Below are 26050 nucleotides of genomic sequence, written 5' to 3'. Positions count from 1 at the left end.
GGCTTTTGGGTGTCTTCGCAGAAGTGATTTTACTCCACGCGCATGAAGGCGGTCATGCCGCTTTCCTGGTGTTCTATGATGTGGCAGTGCATGAGCCAGTCGCCTTCGTAGTCCGGGCGCACGGCGACTTGAACGCGTTCGTCTGGCAGCACGAGCGCGGTGTCGGTCCACCATGGGGCGAGCTGGCGTTTGTTGCTCTTGAGGAGCTGGAAGGTCATGCCGTGGATATGGATCGGGTGCGTGTGCGGGGTTCGGTTGATGAACTCGAACACATAAGACTTGTCGCGCTTTAGAACTTGCACCGGATCTAATGGGCCGCGCTCTGCGCCTTGCCATGCCTCTTTGTTGACCGCCCAGAATGAGAATCCCAGTCTTCCGCAGATTGGATTGGCTGGTCGTTTTTCTGCTGTGGCTGAGAACTCCAGCGGGATGTACTCCGCGTTTTTCAGATCAGGCTGCGGGATCGGATTGGCTGGCAACGGTTTGATCTCACGCAGGTCGCGGTTCAAGGATTGCCCGATCGCTCTCAGTGACAGCACCGGCCATGGAGAGGACGAGGAGAAGTTGGTCAGCTCAATTTGCTCCCCTTCTCCATCTGGAATGCGCATTGCGATGTCCGCACGCTGCCCCGGCCCCAATGCCAGCTTGTTGACTGCAAATGGTTCAACCGGATTGCCATCCATGGCGATGATCTTTGCATCCGTGCCTTGTGGGAAGGACAGTTTGTAAATGCGAGTTACATCAGTAACGCACAGGCGCAGGCGGACAAGGGAACCGGCTTTTACATCCATAACTGGCGCAGATTGCCAGTTGGACGTGCGGAGTGTTCCAAATGTCCCTGCTCGCGCGGATTTGCGTGGCTGGAACAGTTTGATGAACTGACCATCACTGCCAAGGCGGAAGTCGCGCAGGTTCACCGGGATGTCATGATCGAACCCCGGATCTTCATCCTCTTCCACGATCATCAGGCCAGTCATGCCGTAAGACAGCTGTTCCAGCGAGTTGCAGTGCGGGTGATACCAGAATGTACCTGCATCATGTGGTGTGAAGCGATAATCGAAATGATCGTCGGTATACACGTAGTGCTGGGTCAGGAATGCCACGCCGTCCATATCATTGGGCAGGCGCATGCCATGCCAATGGATCGTCGTTGGCTCTTGCAGTTTGTTGATGAGGCGACTGTGGAACGGCTGCCCCTGCTTTACGCGCAGGGTTGGTGGCATTGCATCCCCAAAGGTGAACATGTTTTTCGTTGCAGGTGCACCGCTCATCAATTGATGATCGATGTTGCGTGCAATCATGTCATGTCGTTTTGGAACGGCCCAAAGGCTGGAGGCGCCAGCCAAGCCACCAGCAACAGCAGCCCCGCCAAACAAAGCGCCTTTCAGCGCCTGACGTCGTGTGATCATCGCTCTTTGTCCTCAAGTTCAGCCCGTCTCTGTACTTGGCTGGTCAATGGCTATTCACTCACGACGGCTGCTGTTTTGCAGGGCACCTGCTCTTGCAAATAACGCCCTGCTTGTATCTGGCTCATAATTTGATTCAAGTAGCTAATAGTTTGAATCACAAAACCACGTCAACATTCTGAATTTACAAGATTTTGCATTGTTCTTGTCTGATTATTCAGCAATGGTGGACTTCAGGTCGGCAATCATACCTTCCATTTTCCCAGAGAGCTTTGGCAAGCGAACCCGTTTCAGACGTTCACTGGCGATGATTGACTGCACTGTTGCAACGGCTTTATCCAGGTCATCATTTACGATGATATAGTCAAACTCCTGCCAACCGGAGACCTCGTCAATCGCGGTCTTCATGCGGCGCTTGATGGCTGCGTCATCGTCATCTCCACGGCCCGTCAAACGGGCGTGCATTTCTGCGATTGATGGCGGCAAAACGAAGATGGCAACAACGTCTTCTCCGGCCTGTTCCTGCAGCTGGCGTACGCCTGCGATATCAATATCAAACAGGATGTCCTTACCTGCGTTCAGGCTGGCATCAACCGGCTCACGCGGGGTGCCGTAATAGTTGTCGTGGACCTTGGCCCATTCCAGAAGTTCGTTGGCTTTGATCTTGCGTTCGAACTCATCCGTTTCGAGAAAGTAGTAATGAACGCCATGCTCTTCGGCTGCGCGGCGTTGACGGGTCGTTGCTGACACAGAGAGCGCCAGTTTGTCATCATCAGCCAGCAGTTTGTTTGCGATCGTTCCCTTCCCAGCTCCGGAGGGCGCAGCTAACACCAGCATGAAGCCGCGGCGCGCCTCTTCGATATCCTGAGCTGATACGGTTGTCGCATCTGATTTTTTAGAGGTCATATTGATTTTGTCTTCTTTTGCTTATCTGCACTTCAAGCGTTTGTCTTCATGTTCTGCTGCGAAAACCGATCCCTGACTTTCGCAGCACCTCTTCACTCAATGTTTTGAGTTTGTTCGCGGAGCTGGTCGATCACTGTTTTCAGTTCCAGCCCGATTGCAGTCAGCTCTACGCTGTTGGACTTTGAACAAAGTGTGTTTGCTTCGCGGTTAAATTCCTGTGCCAGGAAGTCGAGGCGACGTCCGATGGCTCCACCTTTAACAAGCAAGTCACCGACAGCTTCCACGTGCGCGTAAAGGCGATCCAGTTCTTCACGGATGTCTGCTTTGGTGGCAAGGACGGCTGCTTCCTGATGCAAGCGCTGAGGATCAAGCTGGCTGCTCGCCTGAAGCAGCTCGTTGACCTGAGTTTCAAGACGGCCGCGAATAGCCTCTGGACTGCGGGAGGGCAGTTCTTCAGCTTGCCGGGCCAAAGCCTCAATGGTATCGACCTGGCCCTTCAGCAAAGTGGCAATGGCATTGCCTTCGCTTCTGCGCATTTCGACAAGCTCATTCAGTGCTTCATCAAAGGATGACAGAAGAGCCGCAATCTGAGCGTTCTTTTCATCTTCGCTCTCTTCAGCCTCTTCAAACTCCAAAACGCCTTTATAGCCCAAAATGCCGTCGAGTGTTGGCTCAGGCGCATCTGGCAGGCGGTCCCGCAGAATGGAGATGGCTTTGAGTACTTGCTCAAGAGCGTCTTCATTTACAACCAGCGCTGTATCAGACTGCGAACGTTGCATCTGCAGGCCTACAGAGACGTTGCCGCGTTTCAGCTTCGCAGCAAGGCGCTTACGCACTTCCGCTTCTACTCCGTCCAGCCCCTGAGGCAGGCGCAAGCGGGCATCCATGCCTTTGCCATTGACGGAACGGAGTTCCCACACCCAGCGCGTCTCTTCATAGCTGCTTTCCACGCGCGCAAAGCCGGTCATGCTCGCCAGTGCCATCCCTTGAAACTCCTCATCTGAACACCGCCTGTGTGTTGGCGTTCTCATTCAATATTTGCTGGCCCTGAGCTTACCCGTGAAATCGGTCCATGCCCATGAGGTATGTCGTTGCCCCGGCCTTTGCGCCTAACCTAATCTGAAAACCAGTATGCATCTTTCAGGCATGACGCTTGCTTTCAGCAAAAAAACCTGCCCGGTGTTTCAACTGGGCAGGTTTTTCTCATTTTGTCCTGCAAGGTTTGCAGATCAGTTCTTTTTCTTTTCCGCAGCCTGTCTGGCACGGATCTCTTTTTCAACCTTACGCCAGTTGGCTACATTACGCTGATGCTGTTTATAGCTTTCAGCGAAGGCATGGCCACCCGTTCCGTCGGCAACAAAGTAGAGGTCCTTTGTGCGAGCAGGGTTTGCGACTGCTTCCAGAGCCGCAGCACTCGGGTTGCCGATTGGCCCCGGAGGCAGTGCTTTGATCTGGTAGGTGTTGTAAGGGTTCTTTTCTTTGAGCATGGAGCGCGTGATCGCAGAGCGATCTTTTGTCCAGGCATCGCCACCAAACAAGCCGTAAAGGATCGTTGGATCAGACTGCAACGGCATGCCCTTGCGCAGGCGATTAACGAAGACAGAGGCAACGCGCGGATGCTCATCCACTTTGGACGTTTCCTTCTCTACTATAGAGGCAAGGATCACGAGTTGTTCTGGCGTATCAATCGGCAAACCCTGAGAGCGCTTTTCCCAGATGCGAGCGATGTGATCATTCATCGCCTTTTCCATCTGCTCGATAATGCGCGCCTTCGTGGTTCCGCGGGTGAATGTATAAGTTTCTGGCAGCAGTGAGCCTTCTGCTGGGATTGCAGAGATTTCACCGGTCAGGATCTTGTTTGCATTCAGGCGGTTGATGATCTGAGCGCTACTCCAACCTTCCGGGAAGGTTACGGAGTGGTACACAGCACGGCCACCGACAAGATCTTCCATGACGGTCTTCATGGAGATCCCTAGTGGAAACTCGTACTCACCTGCTTTGATCTTGTTCTCATTTTTGAACAGGCGGGTGCCAGCTTCAAATACGAGTGAATTGGTAATGACGCCTTCGTCTTCCAGCTTCGCAGCAATCTGCGGCAGGCTCATGCCACTCGCGACAATGAAGATTTTCTCTTCTGTCAGCGGACCGGTGGCGTCAAACTCGCCCTTCCCCCAATAAAGCGCAGCGCCGGCAACGATAATGCCGAGTACAGCTATGGAAAGCAGAAAGTTGATGGTTATGACGACTGGATTGCGTGCATGACGGGAACGCGGCGGAGGTGGTGGTGCAGCTTCTGGCTGAATAGCGCGGCTGGGACTCCGCGGTGCAGATTGCCCACCCGGCTGAATATGAAGATCGGACTGATCTTGAGGCCCATTTGAGTTGTCTTCAGGCGATTGAGCCATTGTAACCCTCTATACGGGAGCACTTACAGCACTCCATTACTAGCGTATCCTTAGCGAAAACCGATGCCCACTTTTCGCAGATACGCTTTAAATACTCATTACAGAGCCTAACCCATTCGGGAGCCGCAATATAAAAGGCCAGATTCCGCCATGCGGAGTCTGGCCCTTTTATTTCTTGATCAAGAAAGCGAGTTATGACTCGACTTTTTTGAGAACCAGAGACGCGTTTGTGCCGCCAAAGCCAAATGAGTTAGACAGAGCATAATTAATCTCCATCTTCTTGGCTTTATTAGGGACCAAGTCAATCTCAGTTTCAACTGATGGATTTTCAAGGTTGATCGTTGGTGGAGCAATCTGATCACGGATCGCCAAAGCGGTGAAGATTGCCTCTACTGCACCAGCGGCACCCAACAGGTGGCCGGTTGCAGATTTGGTGGATGACATGGTCAAAGACCCGGCATCATCACCAGCCAAACGCTCAACTGCACCCAGCTCAATCTCATCACCCAGAGGTGTTGAGGTGCCGTGTGCGTTGACGTAATCAACATCACCGAGAGAAATGCCAGCACGTTTCAGCGCAGCTTTCATACAACGGTACCCACCGTCGCCATCGGATGCCGGTGCCGTGATGTGGTATGCATCACCGGACAGACCGTAACCAACAACTTCAGCGTAGATTTTCGCACCGCGCGCAACAGCGTGCTCGTATTCTTCGAGAACAACAACGCCAGAACCGTCGCCCATGACAAAGCCATCGCGGTCTTTATCGTAGGGACGAGAACCTTTTTCAGGCTCATCGTTGTAACCAGTAGACAGTGCTTTACAGGCATTAAACCCGGCAATGCCCAAACGGCAGATTGTGCTCTCAGTGCCGCCAGCAACCATAACGTCCGCATCATCTAATGCGATCAGACGGGCAGCATCGCCAATAGCGTGCGCACCAGTGGAACAAGCTGTAACCACTGAGTGGTTCGGGCCTTTGAGTTTGTGCTTGATGGACACATAACCGCTTGCAAGGTTGATCAAACGACCAGGAATAAAGAACGGGCTAACACGACGCGGGCCCTTCTCTTCCATCATAATTGCTGTTTCAGCGATACCCTGAAGACCGCCAATTCCAGACCCAATCAGGGTCCCAGAACGGTTCTGCTCTTCTTCAGTCTCTGGATTCCATCCCGAATCTGCAATTGCCTGGTCGGCAGCTGCGACAGCATAAATGATGAAGTCATCTACTTTACGCTGTTCTTTTGGGAGCATGAAATCGTCTGGATTGAAGGTTCCATCGGTTCCATCGCCAAGTGGTACCTGACAGGCGATTTTGGTTTGAAGGTCTTCAATTTCGAAGCCCTCGATGCGCCGTGCACCGCTCTTACCTTCAAGAATTCGCTGCCAAGAGATTTCTGCACTGCTGCCCAGTGGGCTAACCATGCCAATGCCTGTGATAACGACTCGACGCATATTTCCTGCACTTTAATTAGATTGGCGCTGCCAGCCCTTTGTGTCGTACCGGAAGACATAAGTGTCATTCTCTGCGACAGGCATGCAGCTGAAAAGGAAACAGGCGCGGCGAGCGCAAATGACCCACCGCGTGCCTAGCTTTTTGAAACAGGATTAGCCCTGTTTGGATTCGATGAACTTTACAGCATCGCCAACGGACTGAATGGTTTCAGCAGCATCGTCCGGGATTTCAACGCCAAATGCTTCTTCGAAAGCCATTACCAGTTCAACGGTGTCCAGGCTGTCTGCACCAAGATCGTCGATGAAGCTTGCAGATTCAACGACCTTGTCAGCCTCTACGCCGAGGTGTTCGACAACGATCTTCTTTACCTGCTCTGCAACATTGCTCATTTTAAGTCCTCAATTGGTTTTCAAGGTAGTGTTTCGGTCCGCTTCGCGGGGCCTTGTTTCACTCGGCTCCCGTGTTGCATACTCTGGTTCTTTTGAAAAGACGCAACGGCCCATATGTTAAGCCGCTTCCAAAGAAAACCGCAGCTTTTCCGTTCCTCTTTCCAAGAGGTCACTTCTAATCGGCGGGTTCCTAGCACAATTAGCACTGGTTTACCAGCCGCCAGTAGTGATTGCCCCATTTGTAAGAGGATCGGACCGGCTGCGTATTTCTTCGTTAAATCATCGCCATACCGCCATTCACGTGCAGTGTCTGACCGGTAACGTACGCTGCTTCATCACTTGCGAGATAAACAGCTGCACCTGCGATTTCTTCAGCAGTGCCCAAACGACCAGCTGGAACGTTGCCCAGGATCGATTCGCGTTGCTTTTCGTTCAGCTCGTCGGTCATCGCGGTTGAGATGAAACCTGGAGCAATTGTGTTTACGGTGATCTTGCGAGACGCCACTTCCTGCGCCAAAGACTTGGACATGCCGATCATGCCAGCTTTTGCAGCAGAGTAGTTCACCTGACCTGCGTTGCCGGTAACACCAACAACAGAGGTAATTCCTATAATGCGGCCCTGACGACGCTTCATCATGCCTTTGATTGCAGCACGGCAAATGCGGAACGTTGCGGACAGGTTCACTTCAAGAACCTGATCCCATTCTTCGTCCTTCATGCGCATGAAGATGTTGTCACGGGTGATACCAGCGTTGTTCACGAGGATATCGAGAGTACCCATCATTTCTTCAGCAGCTGGTACAAGCGCATCAACACTGTCACGATCAGACAGGTTTGCTGCTTTAATGTGAACGCGGTCACCCAGATCAGAGGCCAGCGCTTCCAGCTTCGCTTCGCGAGTGCCGGACAGAGTTACAGTTGCACCTTGCGCGTGAAGAGCGCGTGCAATCGCTTCACCGATACCACCGGTCGCGCCGGTTACGAGCGCGCTTTTACCTTCTAAATTGAACATGCCGTTGGTCTCCTCGGCTTAAAATCCGTTTGAAGAAAGCTCATAGGGAGGAACCATAGGTTCCGTCTATACGCAGTGCAAAATGCGGTGCCTTTGAGCCTTCAAAATCTGTGTATTAGCTTTCGACGCCTTCAAGGCGTGCAACAAGTGCATCAATATCTTCTGCTGTGTTGATCGCAACACCTTCCAGAGACTTGACGATACGGCGCACCATGCCACTGAGAACCTTTCCAGTGCCGATTTCAACGAGCGTGGTCACTCCGTTATCAGCCATCCAGGTTACAGATTCGCGCCAGCGTACAGTTCCAGTCACTTGCTCTACGAGACGAGTGCGGATTTCTTCCGGATCAGTGATTGGTGCAGCAAGAACGTTTGCAACAAGTGGAACAACCGGTGCTTTAATCTCAACTTCAGCCAGCGCCTTTGCCATTGCGTCTGCAGCAGGTTGCATCAAAGAGCAATGGAACGGTGCGGAGACCGGAAGCAGAACAGCGCGGCGAGCGCCTTTGCCTTTTGCGATTTCACAAGCACGCTCTACGGCTGCCTTATGGCCAGACACAACAACCTGACCGGTTGCGTTGTCATTGGCTGCCTGACAAACTTCGCCCTGAGCGGCCTCCTGTGCAACTTCCATCGCCTGATCGAAGTCCAGCCCCAGGAGAGCTGCCATTGCGCCCTCACCTACTGGCACTGCTTTTTGCATTGCGTCACCGCGAATGCGCAGCAGACGTGCTGCATCGGCAATGCTCAAAGAGCCCGCTGCAGCCAGTGCAGAGTATTCACCAAGAGAATGGCCTGCTACAAAACTTGCAGCTTTGGAGAGGTCAACGCCTTTTGCCTCAAGCACACGCATGGTGGCGAGACTTACAGCCATCAGAGCTGGCTGAGTGTTTGCAGTGAGGGTCAGCTCGTCTGCCGGACCTTCCCACATGATCTTGGTCAGAGACTGACCGAGAGCTGCATCAACTTCCTCAAATACAGCGCGCGCTTCCGGGAACGTGTCGGCAAGTTCTTTACCCATTCCAACCGTCTGGCTGCCCTGTCCGGGAAATGTAAATGCAATAGTCATTTATAAATAGCTCCGTCGCACTCTATATTGCGTCAATGTGGGCCAATCGCCTCAAATGTGGGTGGTCCACTTTGTATTCCAAGATGGGGCGGCTATAAATTCACCAAATACGTGCAAATTATGACCGCCGCCAAAATTAGTAGCACTGCAGATGCCCTATTGGTCAGCTGCTTGCACCTTCAAGAAACCCAAGGAAAACCTTGGTTGCCTGCGTATTCATCGGGGCGACATGAGCCGCCTTGCACGCGCAATGTCAAGACTGCATCTGGAAAAAAGGTCTTTTTCCCCGATAGTACTTGTCTTTTGTAGGGGATTGGCTATAAAGCCCATCTCGTTTCCGGTATTAGGCCGGAGGCTTAAAGGAAGGCAGCCCTTTGGGGTTGTAGGAGTTGAAAGATATCCGTCTTCCCGTGTCTCCGCTCTTGTGTAAACATCTTCTGGGCCTTTTTCTGAGGGCCGTTCGAAGGGGCTTTGCGCCAATACCGGAATTGTTTAACTCAGAAAGGCAATCCACATGGCGCTCTATGAGCACGTGTTCCTGGCTCGTCAGGACATTTCTACTCAGCAGGTTGAAGCCCTCGTTGAACAGTTCAAAACTGTTCTCGAAGAAAACGGCGGCAAAGTCGGCAAAATCGAAACTTGGGGTCTGCGTACTCTGACTTACCGTATCAACAAGAACCGTAAGGCTCACTACACTCTGATGAATGTAGATGCTCCACACGCGGCTGTTGCTGAAATGGAACGTCAGATGGGCCTGAGCGAAGACATTCTTCGTTTCATGACCATCCGTGTAGAAGAGCTGGACGAAGAACAGTCCGCTATGATGCAGAAGCGTGATCGCGACGACCGTCGTCGTGGTGACCGTAACGATCGTGGTCCACGTCCGGACCGTGGCGATCGCGGTGATCGTGGCCCACGCCCTGATCGTCGTCCTGAAGCACCTGCAGCGGAGTAATTGAAAATGGCTGAATCTTCTTCCGCAGGACGTCGTCCTTTCTTCCGCCGTCGTAAGACCTGCCCATTCTCCGGCGCGAACGCTCCGAAGATTGACTACAAGGACATCCGTCTTCTGCAGCGCTACATCTCTGAGCGCGGCAAGATCGTTCCTTCCCGTATTACCGCAGTATCTGCGAAGAAACAGCGTGAACTGGCTCGTGCCATCAAACGCGCTCGTTTCCTCGGCCTGCTGCCTTTCGTAATCAAGTAAATCTTGGTTATTGGGTCAGGGTGTTTTGCACCCTGGCCTTTTTCATGATCCCGACGTGTCGGGATCACGGTTGAGAGATTGATCGCATCAGCGAGAAGCTCTCTCTAACTGCGGATCACACTTTCCGCAGGACAGCAAAGGAGATATTCCATGAAAGTTATCCTTCTTGAGCGTGTGGCTAAACTTGGCCAGATGGGCGAAACCGTAGCTGTTAAAGACGGTTACGCACGTAACTTCCTGCTGCCTCAGGGCAAAGCACTTCGTGCAAACAAAGCTAACCTTGAACGCTTTGAAAGCGAACGTGTACAGCTTGAAGCTCGTAACCTTGAGCGTAAAACTGAAGCTGAAGCAGTTGGCACAAAGCTGGCTGGCGCAAGCATCGTTGTTATCCGCGCTGCTGGCGAAACTGGTCAGCTCTACGGTTCTGTTGCTACCCGCGATATCGCTGGTGAACTGACCGAAGCAGGCTTCAGCGTTGTTCGCTCCCAGGTTTCCCTGCGCGCGCCAATCAAGACCATCGGTCTGCACGACGTATCCATCGTTCTTCACCCTGAAGTTGAAGTTGAAATCTCTGTTAACGTTGCTCGTTCTGAAGACGAAGCTAACCGTCAGGCAGCAGGCGAAGACCTCACAGGCCGTGAAGAAGACAACTTTGAATTCGACGAAGATCTCGACGAAGACGAAGAGCTGGAAGATGGCGAAGAAAACGCTGAAGAAGCTTCTGACGAAGAAGAAGCTGAAGGCGAAGAAAAAGAAACCGAAGAATAATTTTTCTTCACTTTTCGATGAAAAAGGCAGGGTCTCCGACTCTGCCTTTTTTTATGCACTGATCTTGGCAGAATCGGCAAAGGCCCCGCTGATTCTATTCCTCAAAAAAGAGTTTGTTAATAATTGTAGTTGGGGCGAAAATCCCTGAATACGGCTGATTTTAAACAATTATTCTAAGCTTTTCTCGCGTCTAGAGAGTAGCGACTGTCAATTGGCAACCTGCAATTTTCCCCGCTGATTTAATTTTGTTAAAGAACTGGGCTTAAGGTGCGAAGGCCCCCTTTTCCTACCCGCCTTAAAGCTGTAACCAAGTTGCCAAGCGGCACGAGGGGCGGAATGAAGGGCACAGTCCAAAAATTAGAGAAGGCTAGTGAGACCATGAGAGTGGTCCCGCATAATGCCGAGGCAGAGCGCCAGCTTCTTGGTGCCATAATGGTAAACAACGAGACCTATTATCGTGTCTCGGAGTTTTTAGAAGCGCGCCATTTTTTCTTAGCTCCCCACAAGGATATCTATGACAAATGCGGAGCGTTGATTAAGGCAGGCAAGATTGCCTCACCTATTACGCTCAAAACGTTTTTCCCGGCAGATGAGAAGATTGCAGACCTGTCTGCAACTCAGTATCTGCTGCGTCTTGCAGGTGATGCGACTTCTGTGATCAACGCAGAAGACTACGGCAAGACCATTTACGATCTGGCGACTCGCCGTAACCTGATCACCATTGGCGAAGACATGGTGAACATTGCCTATGACGCGCCAATCGACATGCCACCGTCCTCTCAGATTGACGATGCTGAGCGTCGTTTGTTTGAACTGGCGGAGACTGGCCGGTCTGATGGTGGTTTTCAGGACTTTGGCAGTGCACTGACCGAAACTATTGAGATGGCTGCAGCGGCCTTTCAGCGTGAAGGCGCCCTTTCCGGTGTTTCAACAGGTTTGCGTGACCTGGACAAACTCATGGGTGGCTTGCAGTCTTCGGATTTGGTCGTATTGGCTGGTCGTCCTGCGATGGGTAAAACATCGCTGGTTACGAACATCGCTTATAACATTGCTGAAAATTACCAGACTGAAGAGATGCCAGATGGCACTGTTCGGACTGTGAATGGCGGCGTTGTTGGCTTCTTCTCATTGGAAATGAGTGCCGAACAGCTGGCTACTCGTATTATTTCCGAGCAGACAGAGATTTCTTCCTCCAAGATTCGCCGCGGCGACATCAACGAGATTGAATTTGAGAAGCTGGTTGCGGCGACACAGCATATGCAACACGTTCCACTTCATGTGGATCAAACAGGTGGTATTTCCATCGCGTCCCTCGTTTCCAAAGCCCGACGGCTGAAGAGACAAAAGGGGCTGGATATGATCGTGGTCGACTATATTCAGCTGCTCTCTGGTTCTTCCAAGAATCAGGGCAACCGTGTTCAGGAAATTACTGAGATCACCACCAACCTTAAAGCGCTGGCGAAGGAACTTAATGTTCCGATCATCGCGCTGTCCCAGCTCTCTCGTCAGGTTGAAAACCGTGACGACAAACGTCCACAAATGTCTGACCTTCGTGAATCTGGCTCGATCGAGCAGGATGCGGATGTGATCATGTTTGTGTATCGTGAAGAGTATTACATGGGCAAAAAAGAACCGCCTGAAGGCACTCCAGAATACGAAGAATGGAGTAGCAAGATGGAGCAGTTGCGCGGCAAGGCGGAAGTCATTATCGCCAAGCAGCGTCACGGTCCAACTGGCATTGTTGATCTGCAGTTCCAGGGCGAGTTCACTCGCTTCTCCGATCTGGCAGACGACGCCCATATTCCTGACAGAATTATGGAGTAAGTCTGGTTCATCCTACTGAATTAGCGATTGGCCCGGGGTAACGCACATCAGTTGTGCAGTGCTCCGGGTCTTTCTTTTTAAATTCAGATATTTTTTGTAGGTTATTGCGCATTCAAAGAATCTGAGGGCAATCGCGTGACACATTCTGCCGCTCCTACATCTGCCCGCGCAGCTCATTCTGCTGGCGGTGCTGCAAAGCTAACCATCGACCTTACCGCTCTACGCTCGAACTGGTGTTATTTGAATGGCAAGGTGGGTGATGGCTGTACCTGCGCTGTGGTACTCAAGGCCAATGGTTATGGGACTGGTGCTACAGAAGTTGGCAAAACACTTTATCACACCGGAGCCCGTGTCTTTTTTGTTGCGCTTCCTGAAGAAGGAATCGACCTGCGCAAAGAACTGCCACATGCAGAAATCTATGTGCTGAATGGCCTCTTCCGTGGCCGTGAGAAATTCTATTACGATTTCAGTCTCAAACCGGTCTTAAACAGTCTTGAGGAAGCGGCTGAATGGTCCGCTTTTGCACAAGGTCTGGATGAAGAGCTGCCTGCGGCTTTGCACTTTGATACAGGCATGCATCGTTTGGGCATGTCTATTGAAGATGCGCTGAAGACTGGTGAGTCGCCTCATTTCCTTAAGGACATCAAGATCGATCTGATCATGAGCCATCTTGCTTGCGCCGATACGCCTGACCACGAGCTCAACGCAAAGCAACTGGATCGTTTCCAGCGGGTTTGTGAGTTGTTTCCGGGCGCCCGCAAATCCTTGAGCAACTCTGCCGGTATTTTTCTGGGAGCTGATTACCACTTCGACATGGTTCGCCCAGGCATTGCGCTTTATGGTGGAAACCCAGTTCCTGACGACAGCAACCCGATGCTTCCAGTTGCACATGTTCTGGCGGAAATCATCAGTTTGCGTGAGGTTCCCCCTGGCGATCCTGTGGGTTACGGGGCTTCCCGTGTAACACCGCGAAAAAGCCGGATTGCAACCATAAATGCAGGCTATGCGGATGGTTTGCACCGACTGGTTGGCAGCTCTGACGACCAGCCTGACGGCGCACGGGTTTATATCGGCGGGCATTTTGCTCCCATCTTTGGCCGTGTCTCCATGGATATGATTGCAGTTGATGTGACGGATATTCCCGAGGAACATCTGTCACGCGGTGCACCGGTTGAGATTATGGGCGCACATGTAAACGTGGATGAATTGGCAAACTTTGCTCAAACCATCCCATATGAATTGCTGTGTAGCCTTGGAGCACGCTATACACGCCACTATAAACGCTAGCGAGCTAAACACTGGCAGGAACCTGAATTCGATATGGCGAAACGCTCCCTTTCATTTGTCTGTCAGTCTTGTGGGGCAACCACACTCAAATGGGCAGGCCGCTGCGAATCTTGCGGTGAATGGAACACAATTCAGGAAGAGCAAGAGGCCAGCGGCATCGGAGCCGGGCCCAAGACCGCTTCGCGTTCCAAGGGCCGGGTTGTTCCGCTGGTTGGACTTTCGGGTGAAACCAAAGACGCTCCGAGAATTATCACAGGTGTGGCCGAGCTGGACCGTGTGACTGGCGGCGGCTTTGTAAAAGGTTCTGCTCTGCTGGTAGGCGGCGATCCCGGTATCGGCAAGTCTACCCTATTGACGCAAGCCAGCGCACATCTTGCCTATCAAGGGCACAATATCGTTTATATCTCTGGCGAGGAAGCTGTGGATCAGGTGCGTTTGCGTGCAGAACGTCTTGGTTTGCGCGATGCTCCGGTTCAGTTGGCTGCCGAGACAAGCGTTGAAGACATTCTTGCAACTCTGGAAGCCAAGAAAGGTGATGAACGCGCCCATCTTGTGATCCTGGACAGTATCCAAACGCTGTGGACCGAGATGGCTGATTCTCCGCCAGGAACAGTAACGCAGGTGCGAGCTTCTGCGCAGGCTCTGGTCCGCTTTGCCAAGAAAACCGGAACAACGGTTGTTCTTGTTGGTCATGTGACGAAAGACGGCCAGATCGCTGGCCCACGCGTTGTAGAGCACATGGTTGATGCCGTGCTCTATTTTGAAGGTGATAACGCGCATCAATATCGCATTTTGCGAGCCGTGAAAAACCGCTTTGGCCCAACGGATGAAATTGGCGTCTTCGAGATGTCCGACATGGGGCTACGAGAAGTAAAGAATCCCAGTGCTATGTTCCTTAGTGAACGAAGCGCAACTGCTCCAGGTTCAGCCGTGTTTGCCGGGATAGAAGGTACGCGGCCATTGCTGGTCGAAATGCAAGCACTTGTTGCACCCTCCCCCCTTGGCACACCACGCCGAGCGGTGATCGGGTGGGATAGTGCGCGCCTTTCTATGATTTTGGCTGTGCTTGAAGCACGCTGCGGTGTTAAGTTTGCGCAACATGACGTTTATCTGAATGTCGCTGGTGGACTGAGAATTAATGAGCCAGGAGCTGACCTCGCCGTTGCGGCAGCTTTAATCTCATCGCTTAGTGGGGTTGCTCTTCCCCTCGAATGCGTCTATTTCGGCGAAATCAGTCTGTCTGGTGCAGTTCGACCAGTCGCTCAGGCAGCTTCCCGATTAAAGGAAGCTCAGAAGCTTGGATTCGGTCAGGCGGTTATCGCCGACGGGAATATGAAAGAAGGCTCCAATGCTCTCGGTCAGGTTAAAGGACTTGAGGAGTTGGGAGATCTGGTAGCAAATATTGTTGCCAGTGCACAGAAAATGGAAAACGCTTAAGGGTTTAACCTAGGCTGATTTTAACCGGCAGGCATTTTTGTTGGTTTGCCTGCCAGTCAAACAAGGGACTTGTGTCGACAGATGCCGATCACACTCTTAGACGGAATTCTACTGGTTATCATGCTGATCTCTGGCGTTCTTGCTATGATTCGCGGGTTCGTGCGTGAGGTGCTTTCTATTGCATCATGGGTCGCAGCAGCAGTCGCCGCCTATCTTTTTTATGGCAGCCTGAAACCATTTGTGTTGCAGCACGTAACCAATGACACACTGGCAACTGCCATTGCTGCAGGTGCTGTCTTCCTCGTGACATTAATCGTGGTGAGCTACATCACCATGCGCATTTCAGACTTCGTGCTGGACAGCCGAATTGGCGCGCTCGACAGAACTCTCGGTTTTGTCTTTGGCGCAGCCCGCGGCTTCCTGCTTGTTGTCGTTGCGCTGCTGTTCTTTAACTGGTTTGTTCCAGAGCCACGCCAGCCAAACTGGATTATGGATGCCAAATCCAGACACCTTTTGGTGACCAGCGGTCAAAGTTTGGTTGCGGCGCTGCCGGAAGATCCTGAACGCGCAATTATGGACCAGATTCGTAAGCAGGGCGGCACGACCGGCTCTACAACAGGCGCATCCAGTGATGAAGAAGCCCGTTACTCCCCAAGTGAGCGGCGCGGACTGGACCAGCTGACGGCCTCCGGCGAAGGCCGGAACTAAGCTTAATTTTGATATTTGGCCCAAGTAAGAACCAAGGAGTGATGCCATGAGCAGTGGCGTATCAAACAATTCTGCCGCTTTGAAAGAGCTACAGGCAGATTTTGACGGCGATACCCTGCACGAGGAATGCGGTGTTTTTGGCATTCTTGGACATGATGATGCAGCAGCACTGACGGCTCTGGGGCTTCATGCGCTTCAGCATCGCGGACAGGAAGCTGCAGGCATTGTGACATTTGATGGCGATCAGTTCCGCTCAGAACGTCATATGGGTCTTGTGGGTGATCATTTCACTCAGCAGGAAACCATCGACAACCTGAAGGGTCCGTACGCAATCGGCCATGTGCGCTACTCCACCACTGGTGAAGCTGCACTGCGCAATGTGCAGCCGCTGTTTGCTGAGCTTGATGGTGGCGGGATTGCAATCTGTCATAACGGCAACTTTACCAATGCGATGACCGTACGCCGTCAGTTGATCAAGGACGGTGCGATCTGCCAGTCTACATCTGACAGTGAAGTGGTTCTGCAGCTGGTTGCCCGTTCCCGTGAGAAAAAGATCGTAGATCGCTTCATCGAGGCCATCAGCCAGATGGAAGGTGCTTACTCTCTTGTCGCACTTACCCGTAAAAAGCTGATTGGTGCGCGTGACCCTTATGGAATTCGCCCATTGGTTCTTGGCGATCTGAATGGTGCTCCGATTTTTGCAAGTGAAACATGTGCACTGGACATCATTGGCGCTAAATTCATTCGCGAAGTTGAGAATGGCGAGGTTGTTGTTTGTACGCCGGGTGGTATCGAAAGCTACTTCCCGTTTGGTAAGCGCCCTTCCCGTCCAGATATCTTCGAGTACATTTACTTCTCCCGCCCGGACAGTGTTTTGAATGGCCATTCCGTTTATGACGTTCGTAAGCGTTTTGGGCGCGTGCTGGCGCAGGAAAGTGCTGTTGAAGCGGATGTGATTGTTCCGGTTCCAGATTCTGGTGTTCCTGCAGCTCTTGGTTTTGCAGCCGAAAGCGGTGTTCCGTTTGAGCTTGGCATCATCCGCAACCACTATGTGGGCCGCACGTTTATTGAGCCGACACAGCAGATCCGTACGCTTGGTGTTAAGCTCAAACACTCTGCCAACAGAGCGCAGATTGAAGGCAAGCGTGTGGTGCTGGTGGATGACAGCCTTGTGCGTGGCACTACCAGTGTGAAAATCGTTCAGATGATCAGAGATGCTGGCGCGAAAGAAGTTCACTTCCGTCTGGCCTCTCCGCCAATCAAATTCTCCGATTACTACGGCATCGATACGCCGGTTCGCGAAAAGCTGCTGGCTGCCAAGTATGACCTTGAAGGCATGCGCAAATACATTGGCGCAGATACCCTTGCCTTCCTGAGCATTGACGGCGTCTACCGTGCCATGGGCCATGAAAATGGCCGTGACAACGAGAACCCGCAGTTCACTGATCACTGCTTTACCGGGGACTATCCGACCCCGCTTACAGATCTGTCTGACGATGTGGACACACGTCAGGCTCCCCGCCTTGTAGAAACTGGTTAAGTTCAATGAGTTCGAAAAGACTTGAAGGTCGTGTTGCTGTTGTCACGGGAGCCTCCCGTGGCATTGGTTATTTTGCTGCAAAAAAGCTTGCTGAAGAAGGTGCGCATATTGTTGCGATCGCACGGACTGTTGGCGGACTGGAAGAACTGGATGACGAGATCCAGAAGGCCGGTAGTTCAGCTACGCTTGTGCCAGTTGACCTGACTGATTTCGACGCGATTGACCGTTTGGGCGCTGCGATCTTTGAACGCTGGAAAAAGCTCGACATTCTTGTCGGTAACGCCGGTATTCTCGGTCCGACTTCTCCACTGGGTCATGTGGATCCGAAGAAGTTCGATGACGTGATGAAAATCAACGTGACTGCGAACTGGCGTCTTATTCGTTCGCTTGATCCACTGCTACGTCAGTCCGATGCGGGCCGTACGGTCTTCCTGACCTCAGGAGCGCCACACAAGTGTCGTGCCTATTGGGGACCTTACTCCATGTCAAAAGCGGCTCTGGAGGCGCTTGTACGCACGTATGTGAACGAAACGCAGAAGACCAACGTTCAATCCATGCTCATCAATCCAGGCCCGATGCGGACTGGCATGCGTGCGAAAGCAATGCCGGGCGAAGACCCAAAGACCCTGCCGCATCCTTCCGAGATCTCTGAGGACATCGTGCGCTTCTGCTTGCCAGAAAGCCAGGAGAATGGTCGACTCTACGATTTCCCGAGCAAAGAACTGAGGGACTTCGTGCAGCTGACCAGCTAAACGGCATAAGCCTACAAATACGAAAAGCCCCGGTGATGAGCCGGGGCTTTTTTGTTGTGCAATCTGGGTGCTTTAGATGAAGCACTTATCAGTTAGCGCTTTGGTCTGATCAAATACACCCGGGCAAGCAGCAACAACTTTACAGCCGTTCATGACTGCGTTGGCGACGTCAATTTCCTGACATTTCCCACCAGCTTCCTCCAGAAGGAGCAGGCCTGCCATACAGTCCCAGGAGTTCATGTGCTCTTCGATATAACCGATGAGACGGCCAGAGGCGGCATATGCCAGCATAAGACCACCGGACGCGTTGCGGAAAAAGATCCCGCCTTCATCCAGCAGTGCATCAACTGCGCTTTTGACAGCCTGATTGCGCCCGCGTGCACTGAAGCCCAGACCGATTGACCCATTGGACAAGGAATCGCTCGTGGACACTTTCATTGGCGTACCGTTGAGTGTTGCCCCTTTGCCTTTTTCAGATGCAAACAATTCATCTGCACATGGATCATAAATGACGCCAATATATTTTTCACCGTTTTTGACACAGGCAATGATCACGCACCACTGTGGAATGCCAGAAACGAAGTTCGCCGTGCCGTCAATCGGGTCGATGATCCAAGTATACTCAGAAGTACCCGGTTTGGGATCACCCTCTTCTCCCACGATGCTGTCATCTGGAAATGCTTCGGTAATGGCTTTGCGGACAAGAATTTCAGTATCGCGATCGGCCTCAGAGACCATGTCCTGATGACCTTTACTCTCAATATTGAGGGTCTCCAAACGCGTAAAATATTCGTGCGCATAGGCACCAGCGCGCTTAACCAGAGCGTTGGCGAACGTAAAACGGTCTTGTGACATGATAATCCTATTAAATGTAGGGAATGCGGAAAGAGAGCGCGATTAAAAGCAGATTCAGGAAGAATTGCAACTTATTAGCGGCACTGACTGATACTTCTAGAGAAAAATTCAAGTACGCGACAGTGGTCAGAACCCTGACAGTTCCCGGTTCTCCGGGATTTAGCAAAATAAAAGGGCAGCTGACTGCTGCCCTTTTATGAAATCAAGTGAAAGCGAAATCACCTTCTCTTCTTGTGGTATGGATTGTCGCCCTTTCTATAGGACAGACGAATGGGCGTTCCTTTGATGTCAAAACGCTCGCGAATACCATTCACAAGATATCGGGTGTAGCTCTCCGGCAGATTGTCTGGCTTGGAGCAGAACACCACAAAATGCGGTGGGCGTGTCTTTGGCTGTGTCATGAAACGCAAGCGCACACGACGCCCAGACACTGCTGGCGGCGGATGGTGGATCAGAACACCTTCCAGCCAGCGGTTGAGGCCAGATGTACCAACGCGCTTGTTCCACATCTCGTAAGACCGGAAAACAGCCTGCATGAGCTTATCAAGGCCCTGCCCGTTGATACCGGACATGGTGACAATCTCAACACCACGTAGTTGATTCAGATAGCGTGCTTGTGAATCCTTGATGTGACCCCAAGCATCCTCACGATCCTCAATCAAGTCCCACTTATTGAGTGCAATAACGATTGCGCGACCTTCACGGGCACACAGGTCGATGATCTGCAAGTCCTGTTTCTCGAAGGAGATAGTGGCATCGAGCGTTACAACAACAACTTCAGCAAACTTGATTGCACGAAGGGCGTCCGCAACGGAGAGCTTTTCCAGCTTTTCCTGAACGCGTGCTTTTTTGCGGATACCTGCAGTGTCGAACACCTTCACATGGTGATCCTGCCATTCCCACTCAACAGAGATACTGTCGCGTGTGATGCCAGCTTCAGGTCCGGTCAGAAGGCGCTCTTCACCCAACATCTGGTTGATGAGAGTAGACTTGCCTGCGTTTGGACGGCCAACAATTGCCATGCGCAAAGGACGTTCGAGCGTGCCAACCGGCTCGTCGATCTCTTCGTCTTCGACATCAACATCTGTTCGTGCTTCAGTAAATTCGGAAGAACCTTCCATCTCGTCTGCAGCATCTACAATCGGGCGCAGAAAATCATAAAGCTCGGACAGGCCTTCTCCGTGTTCCGCAGAAAGAGGAACAGGATCACCCAATCCAAGCGTGAACGCATCATAGAGGCCGCCATCGCCTGCTTTGCCTTCCGCCTTGTTGGCGCAAAGAATTACAGGGGTGTCGGCTCGGCGAAGAAGGTTCGCAAAGTGCTCATCAAGCGGCATCAAGCCAGCGCGTGCATCAATAAGGAATAAGCATGCATCCGCATCCCGGATTGCTTCTTCTGTTTGAGCGCGCATACGCCCTTCGAGGCTTGCTGCCTCTGCTTCTTCCAGGCCGGCAGTATCAACGATCTTGAATCGCAGATCGCCCAAGCGCGCATCACCGGACCGACGGTCACGGGTCACACCTGGGGTATCATCAACAAGCGCTAAGCGCTTGCCTACAAGGCGATTGAAGAGCGTCGACTTGCCAACATTAGGTCTGCCAATAATGGCGACTGTCGCAGTCACGCGAATACTCCTCGTCTGGTATGCAGCATTTAGAGTAGTTCGCCTTATGCGCCCTACTCTAAGCTTTTATTTTTTAACGTATCCCAGTTTCGAAAACCGGTATCCACTTTTCGTGGGATACGTTTAGTTCAGCGCTGCAACCGCTCCGTCACTGGTAAGGACGACCATGCGTCCACCAGCAACAATTGGTGATACAAATACGCCACTGGTCACTTTCCGCGATGCGGATGCCTGACCGGTTTTTGCATTCACAGATGCAAGATAACCGTTGCTGGACATGGCGATCAGCTGGCCGTTGGCCAGAATTGGACCTGCCCAGTTGACATTCTTGGCGTCGCTTTCGCCAGTTGGCAACTTGGCACTCCAGATAAGGTTGCCGGTCTTACTTGAGATTGCATGCAATTTGTCATCCAAGCCGATCAAGAATACCGTACCGCCGGAAACAACCGGAGTATGTACGGCACCAAAATCAGCCTCCCACAAACGCTCGCCATCTTTCAGAGCAATGCCCAGTGTGCGTCCAGCAACGGAGGTTGCAATAACCTTGTTGCCTTCAATGACCGGGCTTGCAGAAACATCTGTCAGGCCAGAGAGCGCGCGTGTACGGAAGGACCGTGCAACGGTATCGATCCATTTAGGCTCACCGCTGTTAATGTCAAGTGCCATAACCTCGCCTGAGGAAAACGGCACAACAACAGTGTTGCCTGAAATTGCCGGATTTGCAGAGGAAAGCAGGCCTGCTTGTTCTGCGATGCCAGCGAATGACCATGCCTGTTCCCCATCTGACTGGTTGAGGCCGATCACTTCATTGTCTTGTGTTACAACGACAACTTTGCCATTGGCCGCTGCTGGCGCACCGCGAACCGGTGTTTCCAGTTGCTTGGTCCAAAGGACGTTGCCACCTTTATCAAGTGCATAAACATTGCGGTATGCGGTTGCGACAAAGATCTTGCCGCCGTCAAGCACGACACCACCACCTGCGGCAACTTCGTTCTCGCCTTCCAGGCCCAGGTTCTTTGTGAAGACCTTGGCGCCACCAGTTGTCAGAGCAACGAGGTTGCCATCCGACTTATAGACGTAGATGCGCTGGCCATCAGAAACCGGACGCGCAGCGGTGCGCGGGTTGCTGGAGCCTATACCAAAGAAGCCGGGAGAACGGACCTGACCGATGCTCGACGACCATGCAACACCACCGCTCACATTGATTGCGATGTTGCCCGGATCATTGCTCTTAGGACCAGCAGCGGTTGGCCAGGTTGACCCACCTGTCGCCGCACCGATCTTGGCATCTCCACCTGTTGCAGATGGCTTTAATGCGCCTTGATACAGTGGCTGACGGTCTCCCTCAAGAAACTCATCATCGCCGCCGAATGGATTTAGACTGGAAAGAGAAGAACAACCAGCCAGCGTCAGCGCAAGCGCGCCGGTTCCAATCAAAGCCTTCCAAGACTTTCTTTTGGTCTCGCTCACTTATTCAGTCCCCTTTTCGTCTTTGCCCAATGCAGAGGTAATTAGTTCAAGATAAATTTGTGCGCGTCCGGAAACATCTGACGGAGCAGCTGCATCATTCACAATTTCGCTGAAGCGCGTGCGAGCTGCATCCAGATTACCAGCCTTGTACTCAGCAGCACCCAGAATTTCCAATGCAGAAAAACGCCATGTGTTACCAGCAACAGCTAGCACTTCTGTGTGTTTTTTCACAGCAGCAAGGTCGCCGTTATCCAGCAGCAGATAAGCAGCCCGGATGTTGGCGAGGCCCTTGTAAATGATTGGTGTCGCACTGTCAGCGGCGACCGCTTCAAAAGCCTTGATGGCTTCGTCAGGTTTACCTTCCAGCGCCAACTCGGTTCCAATGCGCATCTTGGCCATCATAGGATAACCGCCAATACTGCCTTCCATGGAAACAAAAGCTGCCTGCGCTTCGGTGTAGTTGCCTGCGTCTGAAAGCTTGATAGCCTCCAGAAATTCAGTGCCTGCTGCCTGAGACTGTTTGTTCTGCCAGTACTCATAGCCGCGAAAACCTGCGGTACCTACAACGATAAGACCTGCTGTCAGGTATACAACCGGAGCAAAGCGCTTCCAAAGCTTTGAAAACTGGTCGCTTCTTACTTCTTCATCGACTTCGCGAAAAATGTCGGACATAACTTCAAATGTTCCTGCAGCAACGATTCTTAGGTTCGTGGTATCCCAATGGGCGGCGTCACATTAAAACTAAGAGAGCCGCAGGCAAACCTCTTTCTCTACCTCTTTCAACCGATTAGTGGCTTTATTAGGGCAATGAAAGAGTTTTCCCTGCCAACATTTACAAGTGTAATTGCCGAGAGAGACCACTTTGATGTCTGTCTTGAGACCTTACCCCATGCAAAAGGTCAAGCTATGATCGGTACCCCGATCAAAATTGCATGTAGTTTCCACACGAACAGGCCATAGAAAATCAAACCGAGGCCTACGGAAATCACATCGTTTCGCGTTGCGTTTGGGTAGTCCCGGCTTGGTGGATTGATACGCTCACGGCGGGCAATGGTAATTCTGACAAGAATTGCCCAGATCAAAAATGAGCCAAACAATAGTACAGAGTAAGGTTCCCCGTTTGCAAACAAGTGAGCCACAGCCCAAAGCTTTGTTGCATTGATCAACGGGTGCTTGGTGACGCGTGTGATATTACCTTTCAATTGAGAGGCAAAGAAGAGTGGAAAAACAGGCAGCATCAACAGCATGGTGACGTGACGACCCCAGCTTGGTGCGACATACCATGGCGCATAATCACCATTCCAGGCGGCACCGAAGCCATAGACGATTGCGACCAGAGCACCCAATGAAATGAGCGTGTACAGTCCGCGATATCCGTTGAACGACAGACGTTGAACCAACGTGTCCCGAAGCGCCGAGAACGACGGGATCAAATGCACCGCAAAAAATGCGGTGAGGCCTGAAATCAATAATGCCATAAATTGTTCTCCCCCAAGATCAATTGAGGGCAAAGGTATTTCACAGAGTGCTCAATTGCAAAACAATCTTTGGATCAGTCAAAATACTCAGCCTAAAGCAAAACCGGGTGCGCAACTGATCAGTCACGCACCCGGTTTTGCTGAAACACTCGCGATTTGAGAGTTTGCTTAAGTCAGGATCGGCATACCGATCAGCAGCGCATGTAGTTTCCAGACAAACAAACCGTAGAGGAGCATGCCCAACACAACGCTGATGATGTCATTGCGCAGAGCGTGTGGGAACTCTTCGACTGCAGTGTTTTTGCGATTGAATTTCTTCAAGGAGATCCGCGCCCAGATCGCCCAGACAAGAAAGCCACCGAATAAAGCAACGGAATATGGCTCACCATTGACCAGTAAATGGGAGATTGCCCAGATCTTTACTGCCAGAATAACGGGGTCTTTGGTCCACTTGGCGATGTTACCGCGAATAAACTTCGCAAAAACCAGAATGAAGACTGGTAAGAGCAATGTCATAGCCAGATGACGTAGCCAGAATGGCGTTATGTACAGCGGAAACAGGTCTTCCTCACGCGCCAGAACGAAGCCGTAGATCATGGAGAAAAGGCCTGTCAGCACGATCAGTGAGTAGATCGCCCGGTATGGATTCAGTCCAATGCGCTGAACGACTGAGTCACGAAACCCAGGAAAAGATGGGACGAAGTGAATTCCCAGAAAGATGAATAGCCCAACTAATAACAGCGTCATCGAGTGACCCTTTAGATTTGTATTTTACGTTAAAGCCCTTAGATAGGCTTGTGCACTGTGACCATACGCGGTGAAATATCAATAAGCCTGACCGTCGCTGCGTAAGGTGTTTTATACATTTACCCAATTCTTTTTCGCAGAACCCTTGAGCTCATGCTGCTTTTCTCGCTAAATCAGGGTGAGTTGTTTATCTGCATATATCATAACTTGACTGTTTGACTCCTATATTTGCGCAAGATCTAAGGTTTCACAAACAGAAACAGTGCCTGGAAAGTTCTATGTCCGAAAGTGACAGTGCAACAGAAACTAGTGAACGTCGCCGCGTTCGCCGTCGGCGTACGCTTAAGGAAGGGCGCATTGTTTTCGCGAGCCAGTCGATGGTTTTCGACTGTGTTATTCGTGATTTGTCCGATTTCGGTGCCCGCTTGAAGATGGAAACAACGATCGATATTCCCGATGAGTTTACACTCTATCTGGTTCATCTGCGCCAGCGCGTGCAAACCGAAGTCCGCTGGAGGACAGCGGATACACTGGGTGTAGAGTTTGTGGGCGAAAAAGAAACCGTTTCCAGCCTGATGAAAATCTAATCCACTCCCTTAAACGCCCACTATGTTGGGCGTTTTGTTTTGCTTGCACAGTTTCTCAATTCGCGCTCATACTGACTACCTGAAGGTTTGGGCGGGAGATGATCTGATGACACTGGCTCTCAATGATGCAGAGAAGTTACTTCTTGCACGAAAGGCAGAACTGACAGAACTCACTGCTATCTCTGAGGGAGACCGTGCAACGGTTGCGCTTGACCAACAGTCCGTTGGCCGCCTCTCCCGCATGGACGCTATGCAACGGCAAGCGATGGCTCAAGCCAATGACCGCCAACGCACCAGAGAACTTCAACGGATCGACAGCGCCCTGCAGCGGATCAAAGAGGACGAATACGGCTTCTGCCTTGAATGCGGAGACGACATTCCCGAAGCCCGACTGCGCGTAGACCCAGCCGCTCTTTATTGCATCAGCTGCGCGAAGTTGTTTGGGTAGCCTTGACGCTCAGACTACCTCTAACGCGCTCGCCAAATTGTACTGACACCCTTCTTATTTTCTCTTGCCCAGACAAGATCAAACTCTGAAGCCATCATTGAGAGGCCGTCTGTCTTACGGCGTAGGTCGAGGTAGATGATGCTCTGTTTTCTGGTAACTTGCTTCAATGTTTCAAAATACGTTGAAATTGGAAAATGCCAACCATAAGCGAGAAAAGACACAACGACATCAAAAGTACCATCAGGAAACGCGTTATGATCCAAATTGATAAGACTGACGTTTTCAGGTGCAATCCTATTGAGCTGCAAATTCTCGGCTGTGCGCATCAGGTCGTTGTATATTTCTGCATGAAGCTTAAAACCATATTTGATTTCTGTGTCTTTGCCATCTTTGTCTAAGCCGACGAAACAATGATCCGCCCCATAAAGCTCCTTTAAAACGAGCAGGCCAAATCCGAGGCCGCAGCCGATATCCAGGAATCGCCCTTTCGCAGCAAGATCCGGGACGTGATCCTTCAACATTCGAACAGCTTTGGCGATGTGTTTTCGGTATAGACGAAGGACTGCGTCTTCATCCTTGCCAATCAAATCGGTTCGCTGGCAAAGCAAGAGTTCTCTATGCTGTTCAGTTAGATATAACTCCGCATCAGGTAGATCCATTGACGACTGCCC

The 26050-nt window shown here is 51.7% G+C and carries 26 protein-coding genes; 11 read left to right on the top strand and 15 right to left on the bottom strand.

The features are described 5' to 3' along the window. Positions 1-29 precede the first annotated feature (29 nt). The 8 genes from PsAD5_RS08980 to fabD all read right to left on the bottom strand — a co-directional run bounded on the left by PsAD5_RS08980 (position 30) and on the right by fabD (position 8646). Positions 30-1409: a multicopper oxidase family protein gene (locus PsAD5_RS08980; protein WP_063291855.1), complete on the bottom strand. Its 1380-nt coding sequence runs from the start codon at positions 1407-1409 to the stop codon at positions 30-32. 210 nt (positions 1410-1619) lie between these two features. Continuing rightward, complete coding sequence (gene gmk / locus PsAD5_RS08975) at positions 1620-2312, bottom strand: guanylate kinase (RefSeq protein WP_063291854.1); 693 nt, start codon at positions 2310-2312, stop codon at positions 1620-1622. Positions 2313-2404: 92 nt separating this feature from the next. Beyond that, entirely contained in the window at positions 2405-3295 is an 891-nt protein-coding gene (locus PsAD5_RS08970) for a YicC/YloC family endoribonuclease (protein ID WP_063291853.1), read from the bottom strand. Positions 3296-3541: 246 nt separating this feature from the next. Next, positions 3542-4717: an endolytic transglycosylase MltG gene (gene mltG / locus PsAD5_RS08965; RefSeq protein ID WP_063291852.1), complete on the bottom strand. Its 1176-nt coding sequence runs from the start codon at positions 4715-4717 to the stop codon at positions 3542-3544. Between the two features lie 192 nt (positions 4718-4909). Further along, positions 4910-6175: a beta-ketoacyl-ACP synthase II gene (fabF, locus tag PsAD5_RS08960; protein ID WP_057460955.1), complete on the bottom strand. Its 1266-nt coding sequence runs from the start codon at positions 6173-6175 to the stop codon at positions 4910-4912. 153 nt (positions 6176-6328) lie between these two features. Beyond that, positions 6329-6565 carry an acyl carrier protein gene (locus PsAD5_RS08955; protein WP_008551920.1) on the bottom strand — a complete coding sequence of 79 codons (237 nt, stop codon included), beginning with the start codon at positions 6563-6565 and terminating at the stop codon, positions 6329-6331. 274 nt (positions 6566-6839) lie between these two features. Beyond that, positions 6840-7577 (bottom strand): 3-oxoacyl-[acyl-carrier-protein] reductase, encoded by a 738-nt coding sequence (fabG, locus tag PsAD5_RS08950; protein ID WP_063291851.1) that lies wholly within the window; start codon positions 7575-7577, stop codon positions 6840-6842. 115 nt (positions 7578-7692) lie between these two features. Then, positions 7693-8646 carry an ACP S-malonyltransferase gene (gene fabD, locus PsAD5_RS08945; RefSeq protein ID WP_063291850.1) on the bottom strand — a complete coding sequence of 318 codons (954 nt, stop codon included), beginning with the start codon at positions 8644-8646 and terminating at the stop codon, positions 7693-7695. Positions 8647-9160: 514 nt separating this feature from the next. Between fabD and rpsF the strand changes: the two genes are divergently transcribed. The 9 genes from rpsF (at position 9161) to PsAD5_RS08900 (ending at position 18169) form a co-directional block, all read left to right on the top strand. After that, positions 9161-9601, top strand: a complete 441-nt coding sequence (gene rpsF, locus PsAD5_RS08940) for a 30S ribosomal protein S6 (protein ID WP_057460953.1) — start codon at positions 9161-9163, stop codon at positions 9599-9601. A gap of 6 nt (positions 9602-9607) precedes the next feature. Further along, on the top strand, positions 9608-9853 hold the full coding sequence (rpsR, locus tag PsAD5_RS08935) for a 30S ribosomal protein S18 (RefSeq protein ID WP_008552033.1): 246 nt from the start codon (positions 9608-9610) through the stop codon (positions 9851-9853). A 150-nt stretch (positions 9854-10003) separates the two neighbouring features. After that, on the top strand, positions 10004-10621 hold the full coding sequence (gene rplI, locus PsAD5_RS08930; protein ID WP_057460952.1) for a 50S ribosomal protein L9: 618 nt from the start codon (positions 10004-10006) through the stop codon (positions 10619-10621). A gap of 336 nt (positions 10622-10957) precedes the next feature. After that, complete coding sequence (locus PsAD5_RS08925; RefSeq protein WP_057460951.1) at positions 10958-12445, top strand: replicative DNA helicase; 1488 nt, start codon at positions 10958-10960, stop codon at positions 12443-12445. Between the two features lie 135 nt (positions 12446-12580). After that, positions 12581-13732, top strand: coding sequence for an alanine racemase (alr, locus tag PsAD5_RS08920; RefSeq protein WP_063291849.1), 1152 nt, complete (start codon positions 12581-12583; stop codon positions 13730-13732). A 33-nt stretch (positions 13733-13765) separates the two neighbouring features. Further along, on the top strand, positions 13766-15169 hold the full coding sequence (gene radA, locus PsAD5_RS08915; RefSeq protein ID WP_063291848.1) for a DNA repair protein RadA: 1404 nt from the start codon (positions 13766-13768) through the stop codon (positions 15167-15169). An 81-nt stretch (positions 15170-15250) separates the two neighbouring features. Continuing rightward, entirely contained in the window at positions 15251-15877 is a 627-nt protein-coding gene (locus tag PsAD5_RS08910; protein ID WP_063291847.1) for a CvpA family protein, read from the top strand. Between the two features lie 46 nt (positions 15878-15923). Beyond that, on the top strand, positions 15924-17417 hold the full coding sequence (gene purF, locus PsAD5_RS08905; RefSeq protein ID WP_063288438.1) for an amidophosphoribosyltransferase: 1494 nt from the start codon (positions 15924-15926) through the stop codon (positions 17415-17417). 5 nt (positions 17418-17422) lie between these two features. Continuing rightward, positions 17423-18169 (top strand): SDR family NAD(P)-dependent oxidoreductase, encoded by a 747-nt coding sequence (locus tag PsAD5_RS08900; RefSeq protein WP_063288437.1) that lies wholly within the window; start codon positions 17423-17425, stop codon positions 18167-18169. Between the two features lie 72 nt (positions 18170-18241). On the opposite strand, the gene PsAD5_RS08895 is transcribed toward PsAD5_RS08900, so the two are convergent. The 6 genes from PsAD5_RS08895 to PsAD5_RS08870 all read right to left on the bottom strand — a co-directional run bounded on the left by PsAD5_RS08895 (position 18242) and on the right by PsAD5_RS08870 (position 24344). Beyond that, a complete protein-coding gene (locus tag PsAD5_RS08895; protein ID WP_063291846.1) occupies positions 18242-19024 on the bottom strand; it encodes an inositol monophosphatase family protein in 783 nt (260 codons plus the stop codon). A 218-nt stretch (positions 19025-19242) separates the two neighbouring features. Beyond that, positions 19243-20649 (bottom strand): ribosome biogenesis GTPase Der, encoded by a 1407-nt coding sequence (der, locus tag PsAD5_RS08890; protein WP_057460945.1) that lies wholly within the window; start codon positions 20647-20649, stop codon positions 19243-19245. 123 nt (positions 20650-20772) lie between these two features. After that, entirely contained in the window at positions 20773-22119 is a 1347-nt protein-coding gene (locus tag PsAD5_RS08885; protein ID WP_057460944.1) for an outer membrane protein assembly factor BamB family protein, read from the bottom strand. Continuing rightward, positions 22120-22791, bottom strand: coding sequence for a tetratricopeptide repeat protein (locus PsAD5_RS08880; protein WP_063291845.1), 672 nt, complete (start codon positions 22789-22791; stop codon positions 22120-22122). 227 nt (positions 22792-23018) lie between these two features. Then, on the bottom strand, positions 23019-23597 hold the full coding sequence (locus tag PsAD5_RS08875) for an NnrU family protein (RefSeq protein WP_063291844.1): 579 nt from the start codon (positions 23595-23597) through the stop codon (positions 23019-23021). Positions 23598-23765: 168 nt separating this feature from the next. Further along, a complete protein-coding gene (locus PsAD5_RS08870) occupies positions 23766-24344 on the bottom strand; it encodes an NnrU family protein (RefSeq protein WP_063291843.1) in 579 nt (192 codons plus the stop codon). A gap of 278 nt (positions 24345-24622) precedes the next feature. Between PsAD5_RS08870 and PsAD5_RS08865 the strand changes: the two genes are divergently transcribed. Then, positions 24623-24931, top strand: coding sequence for a PilZ domain-containing protein (locus PsAD5_RS08865; protein ID WP_057460940.1), 309 nt, complete (start codon positions 24623-24625; stop codon positions 24929-24931). 106 nt (positions 24932-25037) lie between these two features. Next, positions 25038-25379, top strand: coding sequence for a TraR/DksA family transcriptional regulator (locus PsAD5_RS08860; RefSeq protein WP_063292114.1), 342 nt, complete (start codon positions 25038-25040; stop codon positions 25377-25379). A 20-nt stretch (positions 25380-25399) separates the two neighbouring features. Here PsAD5_RS08860 and PsAD5_RS08855 read toward each other — a convergent pair whose 3' ends face one another. Further along, entirely contained in the window at positions 25400-26038 is a 639-nt protein-coding gene (locus PsAD5_RS08855; RefSeq protein WP_063291842.1) for a methyltransferase domain-containing protein, read from the bottom strand. Positions 26039-26050: the final 12 nt, after the last annotated feature.

The organism is Pseudovibrio sp. Ad5, assembly GCF_001623095.1.
Taxonomy (GTDB): domain Bacteria; phylum Pseudomonadota; class Alphaproteobacteria; order Rhizobiales; family Stappiaceae; genus Pseudovibrio.
This window is presented reverse-complemented; position numbering and strand designations above follow the sequence as displayed.

Excerpts from the sequence above, each read along its gene's own strand:
- PsAD5_RS08980 (WP_063291855.1), bottom strand. The coding sequence starts at position 1,409 with ATGATCACACGACGTCAGGCGCTGAAAGGCGCTTTGTTTGGCGGGGCT.
- gmk (WP_063291854.1), bottom strand. The coding sequence starts at position 2,312 with ATGACCTCTAAAAAATCAGATGCGACAACCGTATCAGCTCAGGATATC.
- PsAD5_RS08970 (WP_063291853.1), bottom strand. The coding sequence starts at position 3,295 with ATGGCACTGGCGAGCATGACCGGCTTTGCGCGCGTGGAAAGCAGCTAT.
- mltG (WP_063291852.1), bottom strand. The coding sequence starts at position 4,717 with ATGGCTCAATCGCCTGAAGACAACTCAAATGGGCCTCAAGATCAGTCC.
- fabF (WP_057460955.1), bottom strand. The coding sequence starts at position 6,175 with ATGCGTCGAGTCGTTATCACAGGCATTGGCATGGTTAGCCCACTGGGC.
- PsAD5_RS08955 (WP_008551920.1), bottom strand. The coding sequence starts at position 6,565 with ATGAGCAATGTTGCAGAGCAGGTAAAGAAGATCGTTGTCGAACACCTC.
- fabG (WP_063291851.1), bottom strand. The coding sequence starts at position 7,577 with ATGTTCAATTTAGAAGGTAAAAGCGCGCTCGTAACCGGCGCGACCGGT.
- fabD (WP_063291850.1), bottom strand. The coding sequence starts at position 8,646 with ATGACTATTGCATTTACATTTCCCGGACAGGGCAGCCAGACGGTTGGA.
- rpsF (WP_057460953.1), top strand. The coding sequence starts at position 9,161 with ATGGCGCTCTATGAGCACGTGTTCCTGGCTCGTCAGGACATTTCTACT.
- rpsR (WP_008552033.1), top strand. The coding sequence starts at position 9,608 with ATGGCTGAATCTTCTTCCGCAGGACGTCGTCCTTTCTTCCGCCGTCGT.
- rplI (WP_057460952.1), top strand. The coding sequence starts at position 10,004 with ATGAAAGTTATCCTTCTTGAGCGTGTGGCTAAACTTGGCCAGATGGGC.
- PsAD5_RS08925 (WP_057460951.1), top strand. The coding sequence starts at position 10,958 with ATGAAGGGCACAGTCCAAAAATTAGAGAAGGCTAGTGAGACCATGAGA.
- radA (WP_063291848.1), top strand. The coding sequence starts at position 13,766 with ATGGCGAAACGCTCCCTTTCATTTGTCTGTCAGTCTTGTGGGGCAACC.
- PsAD5_RS08910 (WP_063291847.1), top strand. The coding sequence starts at position 15,251 with ATGCCGATCACACTCTTAGACGGAATTCTACTGGTTATCATGCTGATC.
- purF (WP_063288438.1), top strand. The coding sequence starts at position 15,924 with ATGAGCAGTGGCGTATCAAACAATTCTGCCGCTTTGAAAGAGCTACAG.
- PsAD5_RS08900 (WP_063288437.1), top strand. The coding sequence starts at position 17,423 with ATGAGTTCGAAAAGACTTGAAGGTCGTGTTGCTGTTGTCACGGGAGCC.
- PsAD5_RS08895 (WP_063291846.1), bottom strand. The coding sequence starts at position 19,024 with ATGTCACAAGACCGTTTTACGTTCGCCAACGCTCTGGTTAAGCGCGCT.
- PsAD5_RS08880 (WP_063291845.1), bottom strand. The coding sequence starts at position 22,791 with ATGTCCGACATTTTTCGCGAAGTCGATGAAGAAGTAAGAAGCGACCAG.
- PsAD5_RS08875 (WP_063291844.1), bottom strand. The coding sequence starts at position 23,597 with ATGGCATTATTGATTTCAGGCCTCACCGCATTTTTTGCGGTGCATTTG.
- PsAD5_RS08870 (WP_063291843.1), bottom strand. The coding sequence starts at position 24,344 with ATGACGCTGTTATTAGTTGGGCTATTCATCTTTCTGGGAATTCACTTC.
- PsAD5_RS08865 (WP_057460940.1), top strand. The coding sequence starts at position 24,623 with ATGTCCGAAAGTGACAGTGCAACAGAAACTAGTGAACGTCGCCGCGTT.
- PsAD5_RS08860 (WP_063292114.1), top strand. The coding sequence starts at position 25,038 with ATGACACTGGCTCTCAATGATGCAGAGAAGTTACTTCTTGCACGAAAG.
- PsAD5_RS08855 (WP_063291842.1), bottom strand. The coding sequence starts at position 26,038 with ATGGATCTACCTGATGCGGAGTTATATCTAACTGAACAGCATAGAGAA.